Source organism: Methylobacter sp. BBA5.1 (assembly GCF_000746145.1).
In the GTDB taxonomy this organism is placed as follows: Bacteria; Pseudomonadota; Gammaproteobacteria; order Methylococcales; family Methylomonadaceae; genus Methylobacter; species Methylobacter marinus.
Window position 1 is genome coordinate 1 of record NZ_JQKS01000047.1, and the last position, 22,742, is coordinate 22,742.

The window sequence follows — 22,742 nt, forward strand, 5'->3', positions numbered from 1 at the left end:
AGACTATTTTATCAACGTCTGTTGGCCCAAGGTAAGCTAAAAAAAGTGGCCCTTGTTGCCTGTATGAGGAAATTGCTCACTATTCTCAATTCCATGGCAAAAACAGGCAGCGAGTGGAACCCTGATTTTGCCAATCAGGCTTGATTTTGAACACAGTTGCTGCATGGATGCAGGAGGTAGAGCAACGCATGGAGCAGTTGCCGAGGCGCGCAAACAGGCGCATAGCAAGCTATGTAACTGTTTGCGCAACGCCGAAGAGGGACAGAAAGACAAGTCAGTTGCGGGAGTTATAAAATTCACGTTCCTTAGACAAACACTGGCAACTGTTCACTATTATTCGAGGAAATATCATGTTAAACATACTGGTTCTTTGTACCGGCAACTCGTGCCGCAGCGTCATCGGCGAAGCTTTGTTCAATCATTTAGGCCAAGGCCGCATCAAAGCCTTTTCGGCCGGTAGTCATCCGAAAGGACAGGTGCATCCCAAGGCGCTGGCTACCCTGGAGGCGCAGGGTGTTTCAACCGAAGGCTTATTCAGCAAATCCTGGGACAGCCTGGAAAATCAGCCGATCGATATCGTCATCACGGTCTGCGACAACGCCGCCGGCGAAGTCTGTCCCGTTTATTTAAACAAGGCTGTCAAGGCTCATTGGGGCCTGCCGGATCCGGACCGCGTAACCGGATCGAACGATGAAGTCATGGCGGCGTTCAATGAAACCTACCGTGCCCTGGAACAGCGCATCAACAAAATGCTGACGTTGCCATTGGAGACGATGCCTGCTGATGAGCTGACTGCCGAACTCAACGCCATAGGCAAATTAACAGCTTAAGCCGACGAGGAGTAAAGCATGACTGAAACAAAACGTGATATGGGCTATTTTGAGCGCTATCTGACGGTGTGGGTGGCCCTGTGCATCGTCGCCGGCATCTTGTTGGGCGTCTATGCGCCGGATTTCGCCAAAACCCTGGACGGCATGAGCATCGATGTCAATGGCGCGCCCGTTGTGTCGATCCCCATCGCCGTGTGCCTGTTCTTCATGATGTACCCGATCATGGTCAAGATCGATTTTGCCGAGGTCGTCAAGGCCGGCAAAAGCCTCAAGCCGGTTACGCTGACCCTGCTGGTCAATTGGGCCGTCAAGCCTTTTACCATGTATGCCATTGCCTATCTTTTTCTGGGCGTGCTGTTTCACCAGCTGATCGGCGCCGGTGCGGTCGATCTGGTCAAAATGCCGTTCGGCCTGGATCTGCCGGTCGGCAGTGATTATGGTTCCGGCACGGTCGTCGTCAATGATGGCGTCAAAATGCTGGAAGTGCCGTTATGGCGCAGTTATCTGGCCGGCTGCATTCTGCTGGGCGTGGCGCCCTGTACGGCGATGGTGCTGGTTTGGGGCTATCTGGCGAAAGGCAATGCCGGCCATACGCTGGTCATGGTCGCGATCAATTCGCTGGTGATGCTGTTCCTGTATGGCGTGATCGGAGGCTTTCTGCTCGGCGTCGGCCAGCTGCCGGTGCCCTGGGAAGCCTTGCTATTGTCCATCAGCATTTATGTCGCGCTGCCGCTGGTCGCAGGGTACTTTTCCCGTAAATGGATTATTACCCACAAAGGTCCGGTCTGGTTCGAGCAGAAATTTCTGCATCTGCTGACGCCGATTACGATCATCGCCTTGCTGTTGACGCTGGTGCTGCTGTTTTCATTCAAAGGCGATGTGATTATCGAAAACCCACTAACTATTTTATGGATTGCGATACCGCTGGCGATACAGACGATTCTGATTTTTGCGATCACTTATCTGGCGGCCAAACTCTGGGGCTTTTCCTACGAGAACGCGGCGCCTTCGGCCATGATCGGCGCCTCCAATCATTTTGAAGTCGCGATCGCGACGGCCGTGATGCTGTTCGGATTGTCGTCGGGCGCGGCACTGGCAACTGTCGTCGGCGTGCTGATCGAAGTGCCTCTGATGCTGGCCCTGGTGGGTTTTTGCAAACGCACGAAAAACTGGTTTCCGCACGAAGCGGCTGCCGTCGATGAAAGCCGCGCCGCTGCCAGTCCCGATAAAGCGCAGCGGACTGTCGGAGAGCGAGACCATGCAAGGTGATTGTCGGGAACAATCATTGCGACCTCCAGGGACGGAGGGAATGCAAGGTGATTGTCGGGAACAATCATTGCCTGATTAAATGCCTGAGATAAGTCAGCCTTATTTTCGGTCCTGAGACTAATAAATTCCAATAAAGGTGGTCTGAATGTTTTCTAAAATAATCGTCGGTTCCAGCCTCAGCGAAGTTTCTTCCAAGACCCTCTGTTGCCTGAAAGGCCTGCGGCAAGCGGGCGCTAAGGAAGTCATTCTGGCGCATGCCATGAACATCCGCGATGTCGGCACCTTGTACAGCCAACTGCGCAAGCTTGCCGAACCCCTTCTGGAAGAGCAAAAGAAGGTTCTCGAACAGATGGGGTTTTCAGTCGAAGTTGAGGTGCTTTTAGGTTTTCCTGACCACGAGATCAACCGGCTTGCGCGCGAAAAGAATGTGTCATTGATCGCTGTGCATATGACTTCCGAATCGCTATTTGATGATGCTTTCGTCGGCGGTGTCGCTTATGAGGTGATTCAGCATGCCGAAAAACCGGTGCTGGTGATGAAGGCGAAGACCGTCAATGGCCAGTGTGAAATGATGTGCGAGGAGATTCTCACCCACATCATTCATCCGACGGACTTCTCCGACAATGCCGAAAGAGCCTTTACCTATGTCGAGAAACTGGTCGAAAGCGGCTGCCCCAAAGTGACGCTGCTGCATGTTCAGGAGCAGGAACGGATCGGCAAATACCTCAAGGACCGCCTGGAAGAGTTCAATGAAATTGACCGGGCCCGCCTGGAGCGACTCAAGGAACGACTGCTTGAGAAAGGCGCCACAGACGTGCATATTGAAATTCCCTACGGTTCGACCACGCGCGAAATTCTGCGGGAAGTGGATCAGAATCCTTATTCGCTGATCGTGATGGGCAGCCAGGGCCGAGGCTTTATTCCCGAGATCTTTCTTGGCAGCGTCAGCCACAACATCGTAAGGAAAGCGCCGGTGCCTGTGTTGTTAGTGCCGGCTATTCGATAGAAAAGCATAAGTCGGATATCGAAATCGATGAATTGGAACGTCAGGCGGACCAGTCGAGTCGAAAGGAAATTACGACTCCGCCCTCGATAGCTGCTGGATCCGTGTCCGCTGCTGAACTATCGGTTCGTGCCGATGGATCTCTTCGGGGCCATGCCGTCAACAAGGACATGGCCCGTTGAGATGATCTGATGAGAAGCGGGCGAATCCTTTGAGTACACCACATAGCCGAAAGGAAAAATTTTATGTTTCTCTTGATCATGTTCTTTAGTTTACTGGACAGTGTCGGAGCATCGGCATTTTTCACCTGCTGGATCTAATTTAAGGGCTCTGATGGTAATGGGCGTATTGCTCGAACTCCGGAATATGTCCCTATCCCTCGGCCAGCGACGGGTACTGGATGCGATCGATTTGAGCATCGCCAGCGGGGAAATCCATGCGCTGGTAGGGGCGAATGGCGCCGGCAAGAGCACTTTAGGTTATGCCATCATGGGCTGCGAGGGCTACCGGCCGCAACAGGGGACTATGCTGTTCGAAGGCAAACCTATCGACGAATTGCCGATTCAGGCACGGGCACGGGCCGGGATTACCTTGGCCTGGCAGGAACCGGCGCGTTTCGAAGGGCTGCGTGTCTGCGATTATTTGGCTCTGGGTGCGTCTCAAGGTGACCCGGGAGCGGCGCTCGAAGCTGTCGGCCTGGCGCCGGCCGAATACTTTTACCGCCCTTTGGACAAGACCCTGAGCGGGGGCGAGCGCAAGCGCATCGAGCTGGCCGCGATAATCACTATGCGGCCGAAACTGGCTATCCTTGATGAGCCGGCGGCAGGGATCGATCTGCTGTCGCTCGACGATCTGATTGCGGCCATTCAAGCGATGAAAAGCACCGGCAGCACGATTTTGCTGATTACTCATGTTGAGCAAGTGGCCGCTCATGCAGACCGTGCATCGCAGCTTTGCGGCGGTCGTATCGTCTGCCAGGGGGAAACCCAAGCTGTGATCGAGAACTACAAAGCCCGCCGCTGCCGGCGCTGCGACGGGGAGACCTGCAACCATGGCTGATTTCGAGTCGCTTATCGATGCCTTACGGCTTGCCGGTGAAGACCCGCTCCAGGTACTGACGCCGGACAGCGCGCATCTTGTGGCCTATGATCATCATATCGTCGGTCTGCAATCGATTCCCGGCGTCGTTGTGCTCGCCAGAACCGAGCAAGACGTGATCAAGGCGCAGGTCACCATACTGGAGGGATTCACTATTGCTCAGCCTATACACCTGTGTTTCAGTCTTCTGGACCGCTTCGGCGGACAGAACGTGGAACTCGAACTGACTCTGCAACCCGGCGCCAGCGCGACCGTCTGGTCCCATTGTCTGTTCGCCCATGCCGAGCGGGCCTTTCATGCCATGCAGGCGCAGGTCCGACTTCAGGAAAAGGCATCGCTCCGCTATCAGGAGTCGCACTATCACGGCCTGTACGGCGGCATCACGGTGCGTCCCCGCGCCCGAATCCGGCTGGACAGAGAGGCGCGTTACCTGTCTGATTTCTCGTTATTGCAGGGGCGGGTCGGTCTGCTGGATATCGACTATGTTATCGACGTCGGGGCGGACGCGGTAACGGAGCTGACGAGCCGGGTATATGGCCATGCCGCCGATGAAATCCGCATGCGCGAACAGGTGAATCTCGAAGGCGAGCGGGCTCGGGGGCTCATCAAATCGCGGATCGCCGTCGAGGACGAGGCTACCGCGCAAGTCCTCGGCATCATGCACGGCAATGCGGCTGGCGCCCGGGGACATGTGGACTGCCTGGAAATCGTCCGGGGGCAGGGGACGGTGAGCGCCATTCCCGAAGTTCAGGTCTCCCATCCGCAAGCCAAGGTCACCCATGAAGCCGCCATCGGCAGCGTGGATCCCAGGCAGCTTGAGACGCTCCTGGCGCGGGGACTGGAACCTGACGAGGCCGTGGACCGGATCATACTGGGCATGCTAGGTTAGCGGTCGTTATACAAAGCGATTTTTTGCATAACACTTCATAAAACGCGTCCATCGATTGATAGGCGGCCTTTGGATATCGCCTGGCAATGACTACTTGAATGACGTATTTTATTTACAATCGACAGCAGCTCTTGCTATTTTCAAAAAACAGCCCGCTTTGATTCACTCTACGATTATAAAATGGAGATACCATTGAGCCCACAAACACTTGAGCATTACCTGCATGAACATATACCCCTCTCAAAGACCATGCAAGTCAATGTGATCGAAGCCGAGGAGGAAAGGGTTATTCTGAGCGCACCCTTGACTCCCAACATCAATCACACCGAATCTGTTTTTGGTGGCAGTGCCTCAGCCGTAGCGATCCTTGCCGCATGGTCAATAATACATGTCCGCCTGAAGAACGCAGACATCGCAAGTAGCATCGTGATTCAGAGTAATAACATGAGTTATGAGCGGCCAATCCGTGGCACGTTTACAGCGCGCTCGTTTATCACGCAGCCAAAAGCTTGGGAGGTTTTCATGCGAACACTCTTGCGCAGAAGACGTGCAAGAATTGCTGTGTCATCTGTCCTGGAGTACGAGGATCAGTTAGCGGGCAATTTTGAAGGGTATTTTGTGGCAATCGGCATAAACTGAAAGTGGGCGACCTAGTACTCAGTCAGCCTTGTTCTGACGAGTAAAATTTGCAGAGCATTCATAGCGTGCGAATAGTGCGAATACCCTGAAGGGCATAAATGAATTCGCACCTACAATTTACCTTCCATAATTAAATTGCCTGACTACTGACAAGTATTCACCGATTCTCTCACCGCGGCGTTATTTGCAAAATATTTTTCAGGGAGTATCGGTTACAATACCGTTTAAAATATTAACCCATTGATAAATATGCAATAAAGATACTGGCACTAAGCTAGATCATGCCATATGTATTATGGTATCGGCTCAAGCCACTTCCAAGCTTTCATGGTGACGCTCAGACATGGCAACTGCCCGAAATTGTCTGGCAACCATAGACAAGCCATCTGACTGTCGTAGTGAGTCCAAATAGCTGACTGTCCATAAATTTCATTGTGGAAGAGGTTAAGTCCCGCCCGGAAAGATTTCGATTACATTAAAAGTTCCCATGGCCATTGGAAACAGCTAGTTCAAAAGAATCCTTATGTTATATTGTCATTCTCTAATATAGTTTAATTATTTTTCGCAATTTGTTCATGTTTTGTACAACTATAAATAGACAATGGACAAGCTAATGATTATTATTGTGAAAAAAGTAAGGTCGATGTCGTTTTTGAAGTGCTGTGCAAAGCGGGTGCTCTTAATTTGTTGTAACAAAAATAAAACAATAAAATCAATAAATTAACTTATATTGAATTGAATTTTAATCAAGCCGGGCTTGCAAGAATACCCTTATTATGACCTATTTAGATAAATTATGGTCGAAATTACGGATAAGGAAAGCTGATATTGCCGCCGTTAAAATCGTTTCATTGTGAGTTCTATCATGAATAAAGATATTGCAGGAAATCCACGCAAAGCTATTGAGCTCACCGGGCCTGCAATAAGCTGAAACCCTCACCGTAATTAAGAATACATCACGGATTAGTCCAAAATGTTCGAGTATAAAAGCGTCAAGTCGTGTTAATGAAATGGTTAATCGCTTTTAAACTTGAAATTTTTTAAAGGTTATTCTGATTACAAACTTTGGTTTTTACATATTGCTTTGCTAACGGAGAATGGAATGCACCGGCAAAGCACATACATCCCATGGAACCGTAAGGATAAAGGCCAGATACAATGTTTAATGTGTCTGTTAAATTCTGCAAGTTAATTCAAATAATGGTTTGGAATGATATTTTTTTGCATAAAACCAGGCTGTGCTTATCAGCATTTAAACAACACCAACACCAGGTTGTTGATCATCCCGCAAAGGTCAGGAGATAAAGCATGAAGAAATATGTGATGAATACACTGCTTTGGGGAGTTGTATTGATTGGTGCGTTGTTAATATTCAATAGGTTTAATTCGACACCTCCTGTCGATCAATCCTTGGCCTATTCGACTTTCATCGAAAAAGTCAAACTTCGACAGATTGATCGCGTGGAAATCATGGGCCATCTCATTAGAGTTCGCACATCGGAAGGACAAATTTATGAAACCATTAATCCTGACGATCCTCACCTGATTGATGATCTGCTCGAGGCTGGTGTCCAGATAAGAACTTATGCGCCGGAACAACAATCATTCCTTACGCAATTATTCATTTCCTGGTTTCCTATCTTGCTGCTTGTAGCGGTGTGGGTCATCTACATGCGCCGAGTCCAGAGCGGCGGCGGTATGGGGGGCGGCATGAACTTTGGTAAAAGCAAAGCCAAAATGCTTACCGAAGACAAAATGACCGTCAAATTTGAGGATGTCGCCGGTTGTGAAGAGGCCAAGGCGGACGTGGTTGAGCTGGTCGACTTCTTGAGAGATCCCTACAAGTTTCAAAAACTGGGCGGTAAAATGCCGCGCGGCGTTTTAATGGTAGGCCCTCCCGGCACCGGTAAAACCTTGCTGGCCCGGGCCATTGCCGGTGAGGCGGGGGTTAAATTCTTTAGTATTTCCGGTTCTGATTTTGTCGAGATGTTCGTCGGCGTCGGTGCGTCCAGAGTCAGGGATATGTTTGCCCAGGCCAAAGAGCATGCGCCCTGTATTATCTTTATTGACGAGATTGATGCCGTCGGCCGCCAACGCGGCGGTGCCGGCATGGGCGGCGGCAATGACGAGCGCGAGCAGACGCTGAACCAGTTACTGGTGGAAATGGACGGTTTCGACGGCAATGAAGGCGTTATCGTTATTGCCGCGACCAATCGCGCCGATGTGCTCGATAAAGCTTTGCTCAGGCCGGGGCGTTTCGATCGCCAGGTCAATGTCGGGTTGCCTGACGTACGCGGACGCGAGCAAATTTTAAATGTGCACATTAAAAGAGTGCCGGTTGCCGACGATGTTGAGCTGCAATACATCGCGCGCGGTACGCCGGGATTTTCGGGGGCGGAACTGGCTAACGTGGTCAATGAAGCGGCGCTGTTTGCGGCGCGGGCCGACAAGGAGGAAGTCAGCATGCAGGACCTTGAAAAAGCCAAGGATAAAATTCTGATGGGTGCCGAGAAACACACCATGGTGATGACGGAAGAGGATAAGCTTTTAACCGCTTACCACGAAGCCGGACATTGTATCGTCGGACAGATGTCGCCGGACCACGATCCGGTCTACAAAGTCAGCATCATGCCCAGGGGGCGGGCGCTCGGCATCACGATGTTCTTGCCGGAACGGGACCAATACAGCGCCAGCAAGCGCAAGCTGGAAAGTCAGATAGCAGGCCTGTTCGGCGGCAGAATCGCCGAGTTGATGATTTATGGCGGCGACCGCGTGACCACGGGGGCATCCAACGATATTGAGCGGGCAACCGAACTGGCCCGCAACATGGTGACCCGCTGGGGGTTGTCTGACAAACTCGGGCCGCTGGTTTACGGCGAAGAGGGCGGTCAGCCTTTTATGGGACATCCCGGTTCCCAGGGCAGTGCTGTTTCCAGTAACGTTGCCCATCTGATCGATGAGGAAATACGCCTGGTCATCGATCGCAATTACCAACGTGCTGAAACCATTTTGCAGGAAAACATCGGTATCCTGCACAAAATGGCCGATGCCTTGATGAAATGGGAAACTTTGGATCGTCTGCAAATCGATGATTTAATGGCCGGCAAAGATGCCAGGCCACCTCAGGATGGAAACGATTTTCCAGACCATCAATCTAAATTGGATAAGAAAGGGCAGAACGCGGCGGATCAAGAAGTAGAAACTGCTGCTAATACGGCTGCCAAGATTTGAGGTGCGCTCATTCAGGGGGATATCTATCCCCCTCTTTTTGAATCAAAATTATTAAGCGTAATCTTGAAACGAAGTTTGGGCGCGTAAACCATCCAGAACCAGCTTGAAGTGATCATAATTGTTCACTCTGAAAGCACCGATCTCATCCAGGATCGTTTGATAATCAACTGCCGCTCTTCCGCCGGCAATCAGTGTGACATCTTTCCCGATCAGCGTGTTCAAGCGTCTTATCTCCTTGATAATAACCGAATCATCGTTTCTGAAACTGATGTTGATCGCCACTGCGCGGGCATGGGTATATTTAACGGCGGCGGCAATTTCCTCAGCCGGCAAATTGGCACCCAGGTAAGTCACGTGCCAGCCTTTGAATTCGGCAATAATCATCGCCAGCAAAGCACCCGTTTCATGTAATTGCCCTGTCGGCGTGCTCATGATCATACGCGGCGCCTGCCTGGAGCAAGGCCTGTTAGTCCGCAGGATATAGGCCAGTGAGCGTATAATGGAGGTCGCCATATGCTCATGCGCCGGTCTTAACAGTCCCGCTTGCAAGCTTTCGTCCATTTTAGTCAGCAACGGCGTCAATAACTGCTCGATAAAAGACATGGGCCCCAGTTCGGCGATGGCGTTTTCACAATGTCTTTCCAGTACTGTAGCCTCGAAAGCAATGATAGCGCTAAAACATTTCTCCAGATAATCGTCTAACAACTCATGTTTGTCGCCGCGTATCGGCCTGATATGGGGTTGCGTTTGGTTCGATGTGTGCATGTCTTTTGTTATTAAAGAATGCAATTCATTCAGAGAGAGTCTGGCAATCTGGCTGATGCTATGGCCATTATTCGTGGCCTGATTGAGTAATCTTAATCGGGCAATATCCTGATCGGTATAAATGCGTTGTCTGCCCTCGGTACGCGAGGGGGATACGGCCTCGTAACGTCTTTCCCAGGCTCTGATCAGATCGGCTTTTACGCCGGAACGCTTCGAAACAGTGCTGATTAAGTATTGCGCTGGATTGGCCTGATCTTCTTTCATGTTTGAGCCGATGAGATAAATATTCAAAAATTATAACATAATACCTTTACAAAAATTTGACACAGAACAATATTAAGGAAGGGCATATAGTGTATTGCCTGATTATTGAATAAGCTTTATTCAATAGTAAAAACCCTCTTGTGTGATGATTTTTTAACTATCGATATTGTCAAATCCAATTTCTCCAGAACTAAAAAACGGGTTGCTGATCATAAGTTAGCAATGGGCATGGAATAAATCAGGGAATTGTAGGTGCGAATTCATTCGCACATTTGGGGAACTTATTTTATGCGCGTTCCGTAAGTCAGTGTGGTCGATTTTAACCAGGAAATGGGGAATTAATTAAGCGAATTTCAATTCAAAGCCGTAAGCATCTTGTTGCGAACAAGTGTTTACTAATAGAAAAATAACCATATTGAGGTTGAGTGATGAGTCTATTAGATGCGGTTATAGGAAAGCAGAATGCAGACATGGTTGCTCAGTTGGCGCAAAGCGTCGGCATTGATCAAAACGATGTGCGAAATATCATCAGCCAGTTGCTGCCGGCCGTTTCGAAGGGTATCAAATCCAATGCTTCAAGCAGTGAAGGCCTGCAGGGATTGTTAAATGCCTTGCAGACAGGACACCATGAACGCTATCTGGAACATCCCGAAGCGTTAAAGGAGGAGTCGGCAAAAGAAGAGGGGAATGCGATTTTAAGCCATATATTCGGCAGTAAGGAGGTCAGCCGCAATGTAGCCGCCCATGCCGCTCAGGAAACAGGCACGGATACGGGCATTGTCAAAAGATTGCTGCCCCTGGTTGCGGCAGCCGTCATGGGAACCCTGAGTAAACAGGCATCCGGTAAAACGGTATCCGCCGGTCCGGCCGAAACCGAAGGCTTTGAACGAGCCGATGACAATTCGATAGGCAATATGATCACGTCCTTTTTGGACGCGGATAAAGACGGTGATGTCACCGATGATTTATTGAATCTCGCAAAAAAATTCTTTTAACAGCTTTTTCATATAAACACAGGAGCATGATCATGGGATTATTAGCTTTTGCAAAAGACATCGGCAGCAAGCTGTTTAATAAAGACGAAGAGGCCGCGGAAAAAATTACAGACCATATCAAGGCCAGTAATCTGGATATCCGGGATTTAAACGTCACCTTTCAAGACGGTAAGGCGACGGTGATCGGCACGACCGACAGCGCGGAGGCGGCGCAAAAAGCCGTGCTATTGGCCGGCAATGTCAAAGGCGTTAGCGAGGTCGTGCCGAAAATCGATATTGTCGAGGTCACTTCGGCGGGCAAGGATGCGTCAGCGGCACTGGAACCGGGCAATGTTCAGTATTATGAGATTGCCAGCGGCGATACCTTATCGAAAATCGCCCAGAAGTTTTATCAGAACGCGAATCAATATCAACGGATATTTGAGGCAAATCGGGAAGTCATCAAAGATCCCGACCTGATCTACCCAGGGCAGAAAATCAGAATTCCGATGGATTAACGATTGATTTTAAACATAGGATGTGCCGACGACAAAAGGCGCCTCATTCGCGAACAATGCGCTTCACTGCGCCGCCTGCTTTGGGCAGCACATCCTATGCAACATTCCAAATTCAGGAAGTCATCTTTAGCCAAATCCTAAAAACGTTGGCAGGTCACAACAAAATCAGCGCTCAAAAAGGCGCCCTGATATCACTATAAATTTCTCCGAAGCATCGAAACATCCAGACACCGTACTGCAACCTTAAATACGTCCATCAGCGGCCAGCCATTATACTGTTGGCCGCGCCGCCCTTCGATCAGGTTGGCGACCGGATCGCAATCGATATGCTTATCGTCCTAATCAGTTTTAACGGCGATTGATCAGAAAAAATGTCATTTCAACTCAAATAATTTACCATGTCTGTTAATGTTGATAATGTGTTCAATATTCAATATTCAATATTCAATATTCAATAACAAATAATTGCATTATGCGGAGAGTTCAATAATCCGCTGTCACCTGGCCCGTTGGGCAAACAAAATAAAGCAGCTGGAATGCGTTTAAGTGACTGGTATGGAAATAGCAACTAAAGGGAGGCTGTACTTTGCAACCCACGGAAAATCCTGAGCCGACCAATTTTGGCTTCCTGGCGGAACACGATCCGCTGTTCGCGCAAATCACTTTCGCCGCCGAGAAAGCATTCTCAAGCGACCCCAATACCACCCTGATCAAGCTGCGCCAGCTCGGTGAGGCGCTGGCCCAGCATATCGCCGCGCTGGCGGGCGTCGAGTTCAATGAGCAAACCAGTCAGGCCGAGTTGCTGTACCGGCTCAACCGCGAGCTGAAGTTAGAACCCGTCGTACGCGAGCTGTTCCATACCCTCCGCATTGAAGGCAACAAAGCCACCCACCAGTTCAAAACCCGGCACAAAGAAGCCCTGGACGGCCTGAAGGTCGCCAGGGCTCTGGCCATCTGGTTTCATCAGTCATTCGGCAAATCGGGCACGGCGTTTAAAGCGGGGCCCTTCATCCCGCCGTCCGACCCAAGCACTCAACTCCGGCAGCTCCAGGCGGAAATCGAGAAGCTAAAGCATGAACTGACAGAGACCAATATTCAGCTGGACTCCAGCCAGCAACTGAATGATCTGATCGCGCGGGAAAAGGCGGAATTCGAAGCGCTGGCCGTGGCCATGGATGAAGAATCCCGCGCGTTGGCTGAGCAGGCCAAAGCGCACGAAGCCGCTCTCGAAGCGCAGCAACAGGACTACGAGAGCAAATTAAAAGCCTTGCAAAGCCGGCTCACTCAACAAGATGACAAAGCCATCAGCGAGCAGCGGCAAAAGGTCGCCAACATAACCCGTTCCGCCAGCCAGTCTATCGTTTTAAACGAAGAGCTCACCCGCCTGCTGATCGATCAGCAACTGACCGAAGCCGGTTGGGAAGCGGATAGTCAGGAACTGACCTACAAAAGCGGCGCCCGCCCGGAAAAAGGGACCAACAAGGCCATCGCCGAATGGCCGACGAAACACCAGGGCGAACAGGGACGTGCGGATTACGTACTGTTTTGCGGATTGACGCCCATTGCCGTGGTTGAGGCCAAAAAAGAAAACACCAATGTGGCGGGTAAAATTCCGCAGGCGGAACGTTACAGCAAGGGATTCACCGTTAACCAGCCCATGGTCGGCGCCTGGGAACTGGCAGGCCGGACCGTAGCCTGGCCCGATGAAGAAGACGGTCACTACAAAGTGCCTTTCGTTTATTCCTGCAACGGCCGCCCCTATATTCCGCAGCTGGCCGAGCAATCGGGCACCTGGTTTCGCGACGTGCGCGATCCCGGCAATACCCGGCGCGCGCTTTTGCACTTCCATACTCCGCAAGGCCTGCTGGACCAGCTCAAACGCAGCAAGGTGCAGGCGGAAGAAGCGCTCAGGCAGGAAGGGTTCGCCTACCTCAGGCTCCGCGACTATCAGATCAAAGCCATCGCCGCCGTCGAGCAGGCGCTGGCCCGCAACAGCCGCACGGCCTTGCTGGCGATGGCGACGGGCACGGGCAAAACCCGCACCGTCATCGGCCTGATGTACCGTTTTTTGAAAGCCGAACGCTTCCGGCGCATTCTGTTTCTGGTGGACAGGACAGCGCTCGGCCGGCAGGCTATCGATGTGTTCAACGAAGCCGCGCTGGAACAAAACCAGACCCTGTCCAAAATCTACAATGTGGCCGAACTCGGCGACATGGCCGCCGAGGCGGAAACCCGCGTGCAGGTCGCCACCGTGCAGGCCATGGTCAAGCGCATTTTCATGTCGGATGCGCCGCCGCCTGTCGACCGGTTCGACTGCATCATCATCGACGAAGCCCACCGGGGCTACACGCTCGATCAGGAAATGACCGAAGGCGAGCTGGCCACCCGCGATGCCGGCCAGTATTTGTCGACCTACCGCCGGGTGCTGGAATATTTCGACGCGGTCAAAGTCGGCCTGACCGCGACGCCCGCAAAACATACCAGCGACATCTTCGGCAAACCGGTCTACACCTATTCCTATCGCGAGGCCGTCGCCGACGACTGGCTGATCGACCATGAGCCGCCGATCCGCTATGAAACCCTGCTGACGCAGCAAGGCATCCGCTTTGAAAAAGGCGAGACGGTCAGCGCCGTCAATCTTCAGACCGGCGCGGTCGAAACCGCCGAACTGGACGATGAGCTGAATTTCGACGTGGACGCCTTCAACCGCCGGGTGATCAACGAGAATTTCAACCGCGTCATCTGCGAGGAGTTGGTTAAGGAACTGGACCCTTTCGGCGACGAGAAGACCCTGATCTTCTGCGCCACCGACCTGCACGCCGACATGGTCAAACGCCTGCTGGACGACGCCTTCAAAGAGCTCTACGACGGCGAATACAACCAGGCCGCCGTCGCCAAGATCACCGGCCAGAGCGACAAGGTGGAGCAATTGATCCGCCAGTATAAAAACGAGCGTCACCCCAACATCGCCATCACCGTCGACCTGCTCACCACCGGCATCGACGTACCCAGAATCTGCAATCTGGTATTCATGCGCCGGGTAAAATCGCGCATCCTGTATGAACAGATGATCGGCCGCGCCACCCGCCGCTGCGATGAAATCGGCAAGACCGTCTTCCGCATTTACGATCCGGTGGATATCTATGCCGCCCTGCAGGACGTAAACACGATGAAGCCGCTGGTCAAAGACCCGAACATCACGATAGACCAGCTGGCAAACGAACTCGCCGACCCGGAACAGCTGGAAAAGGCGCTGAACAGCCCCGGCGAACAAGCAGGCGAAACGCATGCCGATGTGGTGCTCAGCCAACTCAGCCAAAAGCTGATGCGCATACTGCGCAAGGCCGAGAACAAGTCGGAAAGCAAACCGGCGCTCAAGCAAAAACTTTCGGAACTGCAGCAACTCTGGGGCGTCGAGCCCAAGTCGCTGCACAGGCACCTGCATGAGCTTGGCCCCAGGCAGGCCGCCCGCTTTCTCCAACAGCATGCGAGCTTGCTCGATCAGTTGGAGGAAGTCAACGCCCTGCTGGGCAGCGAGCGCCAGCCGCTCATCTCGGAGCACCCTGATGAAATCCGTGACCGCAGCCAAAGCTACGGCGCCCATCAACGGCCGGAAGACTACCTCGACAGCTTCAGCCGCTTCATCAAGGAACAACTCAACCAATCCGCGGCGTTGGCGGTGGTGGTCAATAAACCCCGCGATCTCACCCGCGAACAACTCAAGGAAATCAAGCTGCTGCTCGATGGCGCAGGCTTCAGCGAGGTCAGGCTGCAAAGCGCCGTGCGCAACCAGACCAACCAGGACATCGCCGCCAGCATCATCGGCCATATCCGCCGCGCCGCCCTGGGCGAACCGCTGATCCCGTTCGAACAGCGGGTGGCGAAGGCGATGGACCGGATCTACACCCGTCACAACTGGCAGCCGGCGCAACGCAAATGGCTGGAACGCCTGGCCAAACAACTGGTGCACGAAGTCATCATCGACCGCGAGTTCGTGAACAGCCGTTTTGCCGACCACGGCGGCGCCAGACAGCTGGATAAAGTGCTGGCCAATCAGCTCGATACGGTATTGGAAGAACTCGGCGAGGCCATCTGGCCGCAACAAGCCTAGTGACTTTTCGTTCCCACGCTCCGGCGGGAGTGCATACAACCGCCAATGTTGCCTTTGTGCCGTCTGCTGCCAATAAAACGTTCGGGTCGGGGTTACAAACCCCGATCCGCGTGGGAAACTGTTTATAAAAATGTGGGGGCGACTTCAGTCGCCCCCACATACTTGCATAAGTCCAGCATCCTTATCTTGTCATGTTTAAAAATGCTGTTTTCTATATATATTGTTCGGATAGGCATAGAAATAAGGAAAATCTATACATATGGCTCCCTCGCTCTGCGTGGGAGCCCGGCTTAGGACGCTTCGCGTCCCGAACCGCGGAGCGGTTCGAAATGCGTTCCCACGCAGAGCATGGGAACGATAAGGCAAAACATTTCATGTCGATTTTTTTAACACTTTTCGACATGAACGCTTGTTATGTCGACAGCATCGCCATATACTGGCGACCCACGCATCACGTGTCGAAATTTTAAAGGATTTTAAACATGACTTGGCGCGCCGATCAGCCCTACAACGCATTGCCGCTGCTCCCTCCCGCAACCGAACAGGTAGAAACCTTAGGAGTTTTAAAAGCCTGCATCTCAGCACGCGCAGCCTTGGCGGAACTGAAACAAGCCGGAGAGCTGTTGCCCAACCAGGAGCTGCTGATTAATTTACTGCCGCTGCTGGAAGCGAAAGACAGCTCCGAAATCGAAAATATCGTCACCACCACGGACAAGCTGTTTCAGTTTGCCCATGAAGACAGCGGCGCCGACCAGGCGACCAAAGAGGCATTGCGCTACCGCACGGCCCTGTATCAAGGCTTTGTGCAACTGTCAAAGCGCCCGCTTTGCACAGCGACAGCCATCGAAGTCTGCAGCACCCTTAAAGGCATAGAGATGGACATCCGCAAGATTCCGGGCACCGTGATCGGCAATCAAGGCACAGGAGACATTATCTACACCCCGCCTGCGGGCGAGGCCGTGATCCGTGACCTGCTCGACAACTGGGAACGCTTTATTCATGCCGAAGATGACATCGACCCGTTGATCAAAATGGCCGTCAGCCATTATCAGTTCGAAGCCATTCACCCCTTCCATGACGGCAATGGCCGCACCGGCCGCATCCTCAATATTCTGTATCTGATCGAGCGGCAACTGCTCACCTTGCCGATTCTGTACCTGAGCCGCTATATCGTGCAGCACAAGGCGGATTATTACCGTTTGCTCAATCAAGTGACGAGCAGCGGCCATTGGCAGGACTGGATACTGTTCATTCTCAAAGGCGTCGATCAAACGTCCGGCTGGACCTGCGGCAAAATCGCCGCCATTCGCGCATTGATGGAACACACCAGCCACTACGTCAAACAGCGGCTGCCCAAAGTTTACAGCCATGAACTGATACAAGTGATCTTCGAACAGCCCTACTGCCGTATCAACAACCTGGTTGAACGCGATATCGCCCAACGCCAGACCGCCTCGGTGTATTTAAAGCAACTGGCCGAGATCGGCATATTGCAGGAGCAGCAGGCGGGCAAGGAAAAACTCTTCGTCCACCCCAAACTGATGCGCTTGATGAGCCGGGACAGCAACGAGATTATCCCTTACTCAGTCAATTTAATCAGGGCGGGTAAATTGTAGGTGCGAATTCACTTGTGCCCTTCAGGGTATTCGCACTATATGAATGCGCTGAGAATTTTACTCGTCAGAACAAGGCTGACCAACTACTGGCCGCATCGGCTGGTGAACCGATTTTTTTATCAGGAATAGCATGACCAACAACGACATTGTCCAAAAACTCTGGAACCTGTGCGACGTACTGCGCGACGACGGCATCAACTACAGCGATTACGTCACCGAGCTGGTGCTGTTGCTGTTCATCAAGATGGTGCACGAAAACACCGAAGCCGGCACGCTGAAAAAACACCCGCTGCCCGAAGGCTGCCGCTGGACCGACCTGAACGGCAAATCCGGCATCAACCTGCTCAATGACTACAGAGCAATTTTGCTTGCTCTTTCAACCGGTAAGCGAACCGAAGCAGATCCTGAGGAAAAGGGCAAAACCATTGAAGTACAGGTCCATAATGACCCTCTTATCAGCGCCATCTACGCCGACGCGCAGACCCGCCTGCGCGAACCGCGCCATCTGGAACAACTGATCAAAACGCTGGACCAGATCGACTGGTTCAGCGCGCAGAAAGACGGCCTGGGCGATCTGTACGAAGGCCTGCTGGAGAAAAACGCCTCCGAGACCAAATCCGGCGCGGGCCAGTACTTCACCCCGCGCGCCCTGATCAACAGCATGGTGCGCTGCATCAAACCGCAGGCCGGCGAACTGATCCAGGACCCGGCCGCCGGCACCGCCGGCTTCCTGATCGCCGCCGACCAGTACATCAAACAGCAGACCGACGACCTGTTCGACCTGAACGCCCAACAGCAACAGTTCCAGAAAAACAAGGCCTTCACCGGCGTCGAACTGGTGCCTTCCACCCGCCGCCTGGCCTTGATGAACTGCCTGCTGCACGGCATGGAAGGCGACGACGAAGGCGTCGTGCATCTGGGCAACGCCCTGGGCCAGACCGGCGCAGGCCTGGCAAAAGCTGATGTCATTCTCGCCAACCCGCCGTTCGGCACCGCCAAGGGCGGCGAAGCCAGCATCACCCGCGACGACCTGACTTACAAAACCAGCAACAAGCAGCTGGCGTTTTTGCAGCACATCTACCGCAATCTCAAACCCGGCGGCCGCGCCGCCGTGGTGTTGCCCGATAACGTGCTGTTCGAAGCCGGCGTCGGCACCGAGGTGCGCCGCGACCTGATGAACAAGTGCAACCTGCACACCATTCTGCGCCTGCCCACTGGCATCTTCTACGCCCAGGGCGTGAAAACCAACGTGCTGTTTTTCACCAAAGGCTCGGCCGGCGACAAACACCGGGAAGAAAACTGCACCGAAAGCGTCTGGGTCTACGACCTGCGCACCAACATGCCCAACTTCGGCAAGCGCAACCCGTTCGGCGAGCAGCATCTTGAGCCTTTTGAAAAAGTCTATGACGCGCAGGGAAGGGCTAATGACACCGGCGACGACTTTGCGCAGATTCTGGCTGGCCGGCAGGAAGGCGAATGGAGTTTCGACGCGCAAAAAATTGCAACGCCGGATACCGACGAAAACCAGGGCGTCGACGACCGTCTGGCCCACAGCCGCTGGCGCTGCTTCAGCCGCAAGTGGATCGCCGAGCACAAAGGCGATTCGCTGGATATTGCCTGGCTGAAAGATGCCGACAGCATCGATGCGGCCAATTTGCCTAAACCTTCGGTTCTTGCAAGTGAAGCCATGAGCGAGCTGGTGCAGGCATTGGGTGAACTGGATGGCTTGATGCGGGAATTGGGCGCGGGCGAAGAGGCAGATGTGCAGATGACCTTGTTGGCAGAAATGTTGGGGTTAAGTCCGGTTGCCGCAGGCAACGAAGGATGACTTACCGTCACGCCGAAAGAACTTGATGCTAGTCCGGGAATGACCGATCCAGGGATAGATTAAAAAAAGAATACTGAATATGAATAGAAGAAATACAAATAAAGTTGGTGGGTTCGAGTGACAGCAGAAGTGAAATTGCCAGAGGGATGGAAAAATTGCCAGCTTATTGATCTTGGGTCTGTGGTAACAGGCAAGACACCTAGTACAAAGATTACAGAAAACTTTGGTGGAGAGTTTCCATTTATTAAGCCCGGTGATTTAGATAATGGCGGCTTTATAAAAAATACGGCTGATACACTGACTGTACTTGGCTTGTCATCCGTTCCTGAACTGCCTCCTAACTCAATAGCAGTTACTTGTATAGGTAATTTGGGTAAAGTTGGCATTACAACTCAGCGATCTGCCACAAACCAACAAATTAATTCAGTCATACCAAGCGAGCATTTGAGTTATAAATTTCTTTACCATCAGATTTGTACACTCAAGCCATGGTTGGAGGCTGAAGCATCAGCTACGACTGTTGCTATTATTAACAAAGGTAAGTTTTCTAAAGCACCTATCAAGCTTCCCCCCCTAGCCGAACAAAAAGTCATCGCCGATAAACTCGACACCCTGCTGGCTCAGGTGGAAAGCTCCAAAGTCCGCCTCGAACGCATCCCGCAAATCCTCAAACGCTTCCGCCAATCCGTCCTCGCCGCTGCGGTGAACGGGGAGCTGACGGAGGAGTGGCGTGGCAAACATCAGCTTGATCTCAAAACTTGGAAATTGCTAAAAGTTGGTGATGTTGTAGAAAAAATCGAGGCGGGAAAAAACCTAAAATGTATTGAAGTACCACCAGTTGGCGATCAGAAAGGCATAATAAAAATTAGTGCCGTAACTTGGGGTATTTTCGATGAGGAAGAAAGTAAAACTCTGCCTTTAGTTAGTGATTTTATTGAAGAACGAAGAATCAAGGTTGGTGATTTTCTAATATCACGGGCTAATACCCTGGAACTATTGGGAAATCCTGTTATCGTTCACAAGGTAACGAAAAACCTAATGCTCAGTGATAAAGTTCTTCGTCTGGTCATGCATGAAGCAGATAAGCCATGGTTATGTATTTTCTTAAGATCCACTACTGGGCGTATAGAAATAGAATCAAGATCAACTGGAAATCAGCTTTCTATGCGCAATATTGGGCAAAAAGCACTGCTTGATATTGATATACCCAAGCCTACGGTTGAAGAACAAACCGAAATCGTCCGCCGCGTCGAACAACTGTTCGCCTATGCCGACACCGTCGAACAGCAAGTACAAAACGCCCTTGCGCGGGTCAACAACCTCACCCAATCCATCCTCGCCAAAGCCTTCCGTGGCGAGCTCACCGCGCAATGGCGCAAAGACAACCCCGACCTGATCTGCGGCGACAACAGCGCCGAAGCGTTGCTGGAAAAAATCAAAGCGGAACGTGAAGCTATCAAGCCGGAAAAGAAAACCCAGGCGAGGAAAATGACGGCATGACCACTTCTAACGCTTCAATACCACAATACATTCCTGTAGCGGTGTTCAGGCTGTTCTCTCCAAGGTGTGGCATGATGGCTTGTGAGGAGTGTATACAATGACTGATTATCAATTGATTATCGAAGAACTGGCGGAGTCTAGCGAGTTGGAATGTAAACTCGCTGGCGGACGGGATGGAAAAGGCAAACTACCTGATGACTTCTGGTCAACTTATAGCGCGTTTGCCAATACGCAAGGCGGCACAGTCCTGCTCGGCGTCAAAGAAAAGCCTCGTGGAAAATTTCAGGTAGAAGGCATTACCGATCCTCAGAAAATCATCACCGACCTGTTCAATAATCTGAATAACCCGCAAAAAGTCAGCTGCAACTTAATCGCCGATCAGGATATTGAAATATTACAGCTGAATGGAAAAAACGTTATCCAAATTAGCGTGCGGCGAGCGTCACGACATGAAAAACCGGTACATTTAGGATCAACGCCTTTTGGTGGCAACTCCTATCGCCGTTTGCATGAGGGAGACCGCAAACTGGATGATGAATCGGTCCGGCGTTTGCTTGCGGAAAGAATAGAAGATGAACGCGACAGCCGTATTCTTCCCGGCTTTGGGATGGAGGATATTGATCTGCGTAGTCTTGGCATTTACCGGCAAATGCTTCGGGATGCAAAAGGCGCCACACATCCATTTCTGACAGAAGACGATAAAGGGCTACTCACTAAACTCCGCGGCTGGCGTAAAGATCGCCAAACCGGAAATGAGGGGTTAACTTTAGCCGGTGTATTAATGTTTGGCACTTGGGATGCTATTCAAGAAGCCGCTCCACATTATTTTGTCGATTATCAAGAGCGGCCAGAAGCGAAAACGGAACGACGCTGGGTGGATCGTGTATATCCTGATGGCACTTGGTCTGGAAATCTTTTTGATTTTTACCGTATCGTTTATCGCAAATTGACGGATCCGGAAACCTTGAAAATTCCATTTCGTTTGAAAGAAGGACAACGTCAAGACGACACGCCTGTACATGAAGCGATTCGTGAAGCGCTGGTAAATTCGATAGTTCACGCGGATTATTCTGGTCGGGTATCGGTTTTGGTGGTCAAGAGACCGGATATGATAGGGTTTAGAAATCCGGGGGACATGCGCATTCCATTTGACAGAGCGATAAAGGGCGGTGATTCCGACTGTCGTAACCGGATTATGCACCAAATGTTTTTGATGATTGGTTTAGGTGAGCGGGCGGGATCAGGAATACCTAAAATTTACAGCGGTTGGAACTGGCGTCACTGGCGTGCTCCCGCCTTATATGAAATTGATGAGCCACCTCAAACCCTTTTGGAACTGCGTATGCTGGAATTAATGCCGGCAGGAGTTTTAGATCAACTACAGGAGCAGCTTGGAGATGACTTTAACGCTTTACCACAGCTTGAACGCCTGATTCTTGCAACTGCTGTCACGGAGCAAGTCGTTTCGCATAAACGGTTGACGGAGATTTGTGCGGATCACAGTCATGACATTACACTTGCTTTGGGCGTTTTAGTGAAAAAAGATTTATTGGTTGTTAATGGCCATGGGCGAGGCGCAATTTATTCTTTGCCTGGTCAAAATCTTCCTACGCCAGAACAGGTTTTTGGAGAATCTGTTCTATTTGATTTACCGGGAAAAAGTAGCTCCGAAGATTTGCCCCCGAGCTCCGAAGATTTGCCCCCGAGCTCCGAAGATTTGCCTTCGAGCTCCGAAGATTTGTCCTTGAGCTCCGAAGATATGGACGAATTTGGCCGATTACTGAGCCGCTTGCTTTCTGCACCAGTCGTGCATGACCTGGCCAAGTTGACCCCGGAGTTTCGGGATCAACTTGAAGCTAGAGCCAGGGAACCCAGAACAAAAAAACGTCTACCAAAAGAGGTAATGCAACAGGTATTGATAGACCTTTGTAAAGATCAGTTCATCACGCGCCAATGTCTCGCACAACTTGTTAAGCGTGACCCGGATTCACTTAGACAGCAGTATTTAACAGAACTAGTTGATGAACAGAAGTTAACATTAGCATTCCCACAGAGTCCCACTGATAGCCGACAGGCATACATGACGAATAGTAAAAGTTTGACTTCTGATGCTTAATCGTAACCCCACGACGAATGACTCAATGAAAGAAAAAACGAAAAAGTTATGGCAGTTTGGTTAGTCAGAGCCGGAGCGCAAGGCCAATCAA

At 51.6% G+C, this 22,742-nt stretch carries 15 protein-coding genes and 1 pseudogene; 15 read left to right on the top strand and 1 reads right to left on the bottom strand.

Annotated elements, in window-relative coordinates; translation table 11 throughout:
* The 8 genes and pseudogenes from EK22_RS24430 to ftsH form a co-directional block, all read left to right on the top strand.
* Positions 1-144, top strand: a pseudogene (locus EK22_RS24430) (IS110 family transposase); the annotation flags it as partial.
* 206 nt (positions 145-350) lie between these two features.
* Entirely contained in the window at positions 351-830 is a 480-nt protein-coding gene (locus EK22_RS20375; RefSeq protein ID WP_036253990.1) for an arsenate reductase ArsC, read from the top strand.
* Between the two features lie 18 nt (positions 831-848).
* Positions 849-2,099, top strand: coding sequence for an ACR3 family arsenite efflux transporter (arsB, locus tag EK22_RS20380; RefSeq protein ID WP_036253992.1), 1,251 nt, complete (start codon positions 849-851; stop codon positions 2,097-2,099).
* A gap of 145 nt (positions 2,100-2,244) precedes the next feature.
* A complete protein-coding gene (locus tag EK22_RS20385; protein ID WP_036253993.1) occupies positions 2,245-3,105 on the top strand; it encodes a universal stress protein in 861 nt (286 codons plus the stop codon).
* Positions 3,106-3,468: 363 nt separating this feature from the next.
* The gene (locus tag EK22_RS20390) at positions 3,469-4,161 is read left to right on the top strand and encodes an ATP-binding cassette domain-containing protein (RefSeq protein WP_198014441.1); all 693 of its coding nucleotides are present in this window, start codon (positions 3,469-3,471) and stop codon (positions 4,159-4,161) included.
* On the top strand, positions 4,154-5,089 hold the full coding sequence (locus EK22_RS20395; RefSeq protein WP_020157012.1) for a SufB/SufD family protein: 936 nt from the start codon (positions 4,154-4,156) through the stop codon (positions 5,087-5,089). Before EK22_RS20390 ends, EK22_RS20395 begins: the two co-directional genes overlap by 8 nt.
* 192 nt (positions 5,090-5,281) lie before the next feature.
* Complete coding sequence (locus EK22_RS20400; protein ID WP_198014440.1) at positions 5,282-5,728, top strand: YiiD C-terminal domain-containing protein; 447 nt, start codon at positions 5,282-5,284, stop codon at positions 5,726-5,728.
* A gap of 1,308 nt (positions 5,729-7,036) precedes the next feature.
* Positions 7,037-8,959, top strand: coding sequence for an ATP-dependent zinc metalloprotease FtsH (gene ftsH, locus EK22_RS20405; protein WP_020157010.1), 1,923 nt, complete (start codon positions 7,037-7,039; stop codon positions 8,957-8,959).
* A 51-nt stretch (positions 8,960-9,010) separates the two neighbouring features.
* On the opposite strand, the gene EK22_RS20410 is transcribed toward ftsH, so the two are convergent.
* Positions 9,011-9,988 (bottom strand): MerR family transcriptional regulator, encoded by a 978-nt coding sequence (locus EK22_RS20410; protein WP_036254010.1) that lies wholly within the window; start codon positions 9,986-9,988, stop codon positions 9,011-9,013.
* Between the two features lie 428 nt (positions 9,989-10,416).
* Here EK22_RS20410 and EK22_RS20415 point away from each other — a divergent pair, with 428 nt between their 5' ends.
* The 7 genes from EK22_RS20415 (at position 10,417) to EK22_RS20445 (ending at position 22,651) form a co-directional block, all read left to right on the top strand.
* On the top strand, positions 10,417-10,983 hold the full coding sequence (locus tag EK22_RS20415) for a DUF937 domain-containing protein (RefSeq protein ID WP_036253995.1): 567 nt from the start codon (positions 10,417-10,419) through the stop codon (positions 10,981-10,983).
* Between the two features lie 32 nt (positions 10,984-11,015).
* Positions 11,016-11,480: a peptidoglycan-binding protein LysM gene (gene lysM / locus EK22_RS20420; RefSeq protein WP_027146894.1), complete on the top strand. Its 465-nt coding sequence runs from the start codon at positions 11,016-11,018 to the stop codon at positions 11,478-11,480.
* 586 nt (positions 11,481-12,066) lie between these two features.
* Positions 12,067-15,591 (top strand): type I restriction-modification system endonuclease, encoded by a 3,525-nt coding sequence (gene hsdR, locus EK22_RS20425; RefSeq protein WP_036253997.1) that lies wholly within the window; start codon positions 12,067-12,069, stop codon positions 15,589-15,591.
* Between the two features lie 482 nt (positions 15,592-16,073).
* Positions 16,074-17,207 carry a protein adenylyltransferase Fic gene (gene fic, locus EK22_RS20430; protein ID WP_036253998.1) on the top strand — a complete coding sequence of 378 codons (1,134 nt, stop codon included), beginning with the start codon at positions 16,074-16,076 and terminating at the stop codon, positions 17,205-17,207.
* 130 nt (positions 17,208-17,337) lie between these two features.
* Positions 17,338-19,035 (top strand): class I SAM-dependent DNA methyltransferase, encoded by a 1,698-nt coding sequence (locus EK22_RS20435; RefSeq protein ID WP_036254000.1) that lies wholly within the window; start codon positions 17,338-17,340, stop codon positions 19,033-19,035.
* 117 nt (positions 19,036-19,152) lie between these two features.
* Positions 19,153-20,535 (top strand): restriction endonuclease subunit S, encoded by a 1,383-nt coding sequence (locus EK22_RS20440; RefSeq protein WP_200882637.1) that lies wholly within the window; start codon positions 19,153-19,155, stop codon positions 20,533-20,535.
* A gap of 97 nt (positions 20,536-20,632) precedes the next feature.
* The gene (locus EK22_RS20445; protein WP_036254005.1) at positions 20,633-22,651 is read left to right on the top strand and encodes an RNA-binding domain-containing protein; all 2,019 of its coding nucleotides are present in this window, start codon (positions 20,633-20,635) and stop codon (positions 22,649-22,651) included.
* Positions 22,652-22,742 lie beyond the last annotated feature (91 nt).

Excerpts from the sequence above, each read along its gene's own strand:
- fic (WP_036253998.1), top strand. The coding sequence starts at position 16,074 with ATGACTTGGCGCGCCGATCAGCCCTACAACGCATTGCCGCTGCTCCCT.
- EK22_RS20415 (WP_036253995.1), top strand. The coding sequence starts at position 10,417 with ATGAGTCTATTAGATGCGGTTATAGGAAAGCAGAATGCAGACATGGTT.
- EK22_RS20395 (WP_020157012.1), top strand. The coding sequence starts at position 4,154 with ATGGCTGATTTCGAGTCGCTTATCGATGCCTTACGGCTTGCCGGTGAA.
- arsB (WP_036253992.1), top strand. The coding sequence starts at position 849 with ATGACTGAAACAAAACGTGATATGGGCTATTTTGAGCGCTATCTGACG.
- EK22_RS20445 (WP_036254005.1), top strand. The coding sequence starts at position 20,633 with ATGACTGATTATCAATTGATTATCGAAGAACTGGCGGAGTCTAGCGAG.
- EK22_RS20385 (WP_036253993.1), top strand. The coding sequence starts at position 2,245 with ATGTTTTCTAAAATAATCGTCGGTTCCAGCCTCAGCGAAGTTTCTTCC.
- ftsH (WP_020157010.1), top strand. The coding sequence starts at position 7,037 with ATGAAGAAATATGTGATGAATACACTGCTTTGGGGAGTTGTATTGATT.
- EK22_RS20410 (WP_036254010.1), bottom strand. The coding sequence starts at position 9,988 with ATGAAAGAAGATCAGGCCAATCCAGCGCAATACTTAATCAGCACTGTT.
- EK22_RS20435 (WP_036254000.1), top strand. The coding sequence starts at position 17,338 with ATGACCAACAACGACATTGTCCAAAAACTCTGGAACCTGTGCGACGTA.
- lysM (WP_027146894.1), top strand. The coding sequence starts at position 11,016 with ATGGGATTATTAGCTTTTGCAAAAGACATCGGCAGCAAGCTGTTTAAT.
- EK22_RS20390 (WP_198014441.1), top strand. The coding sequence starts at position 3,469 with ATGTCCCTATCCCTCGGCCAGCGACGGGTACTGGATGCGATCGATTTG.
- EK22_RS20375 (WP_036253990.1), top strand. The coding sequence starts at position 351 with ATGTTAAACATACTGGTTCTTTGTACCGGCAACTCGTGCCGCAGCGTC.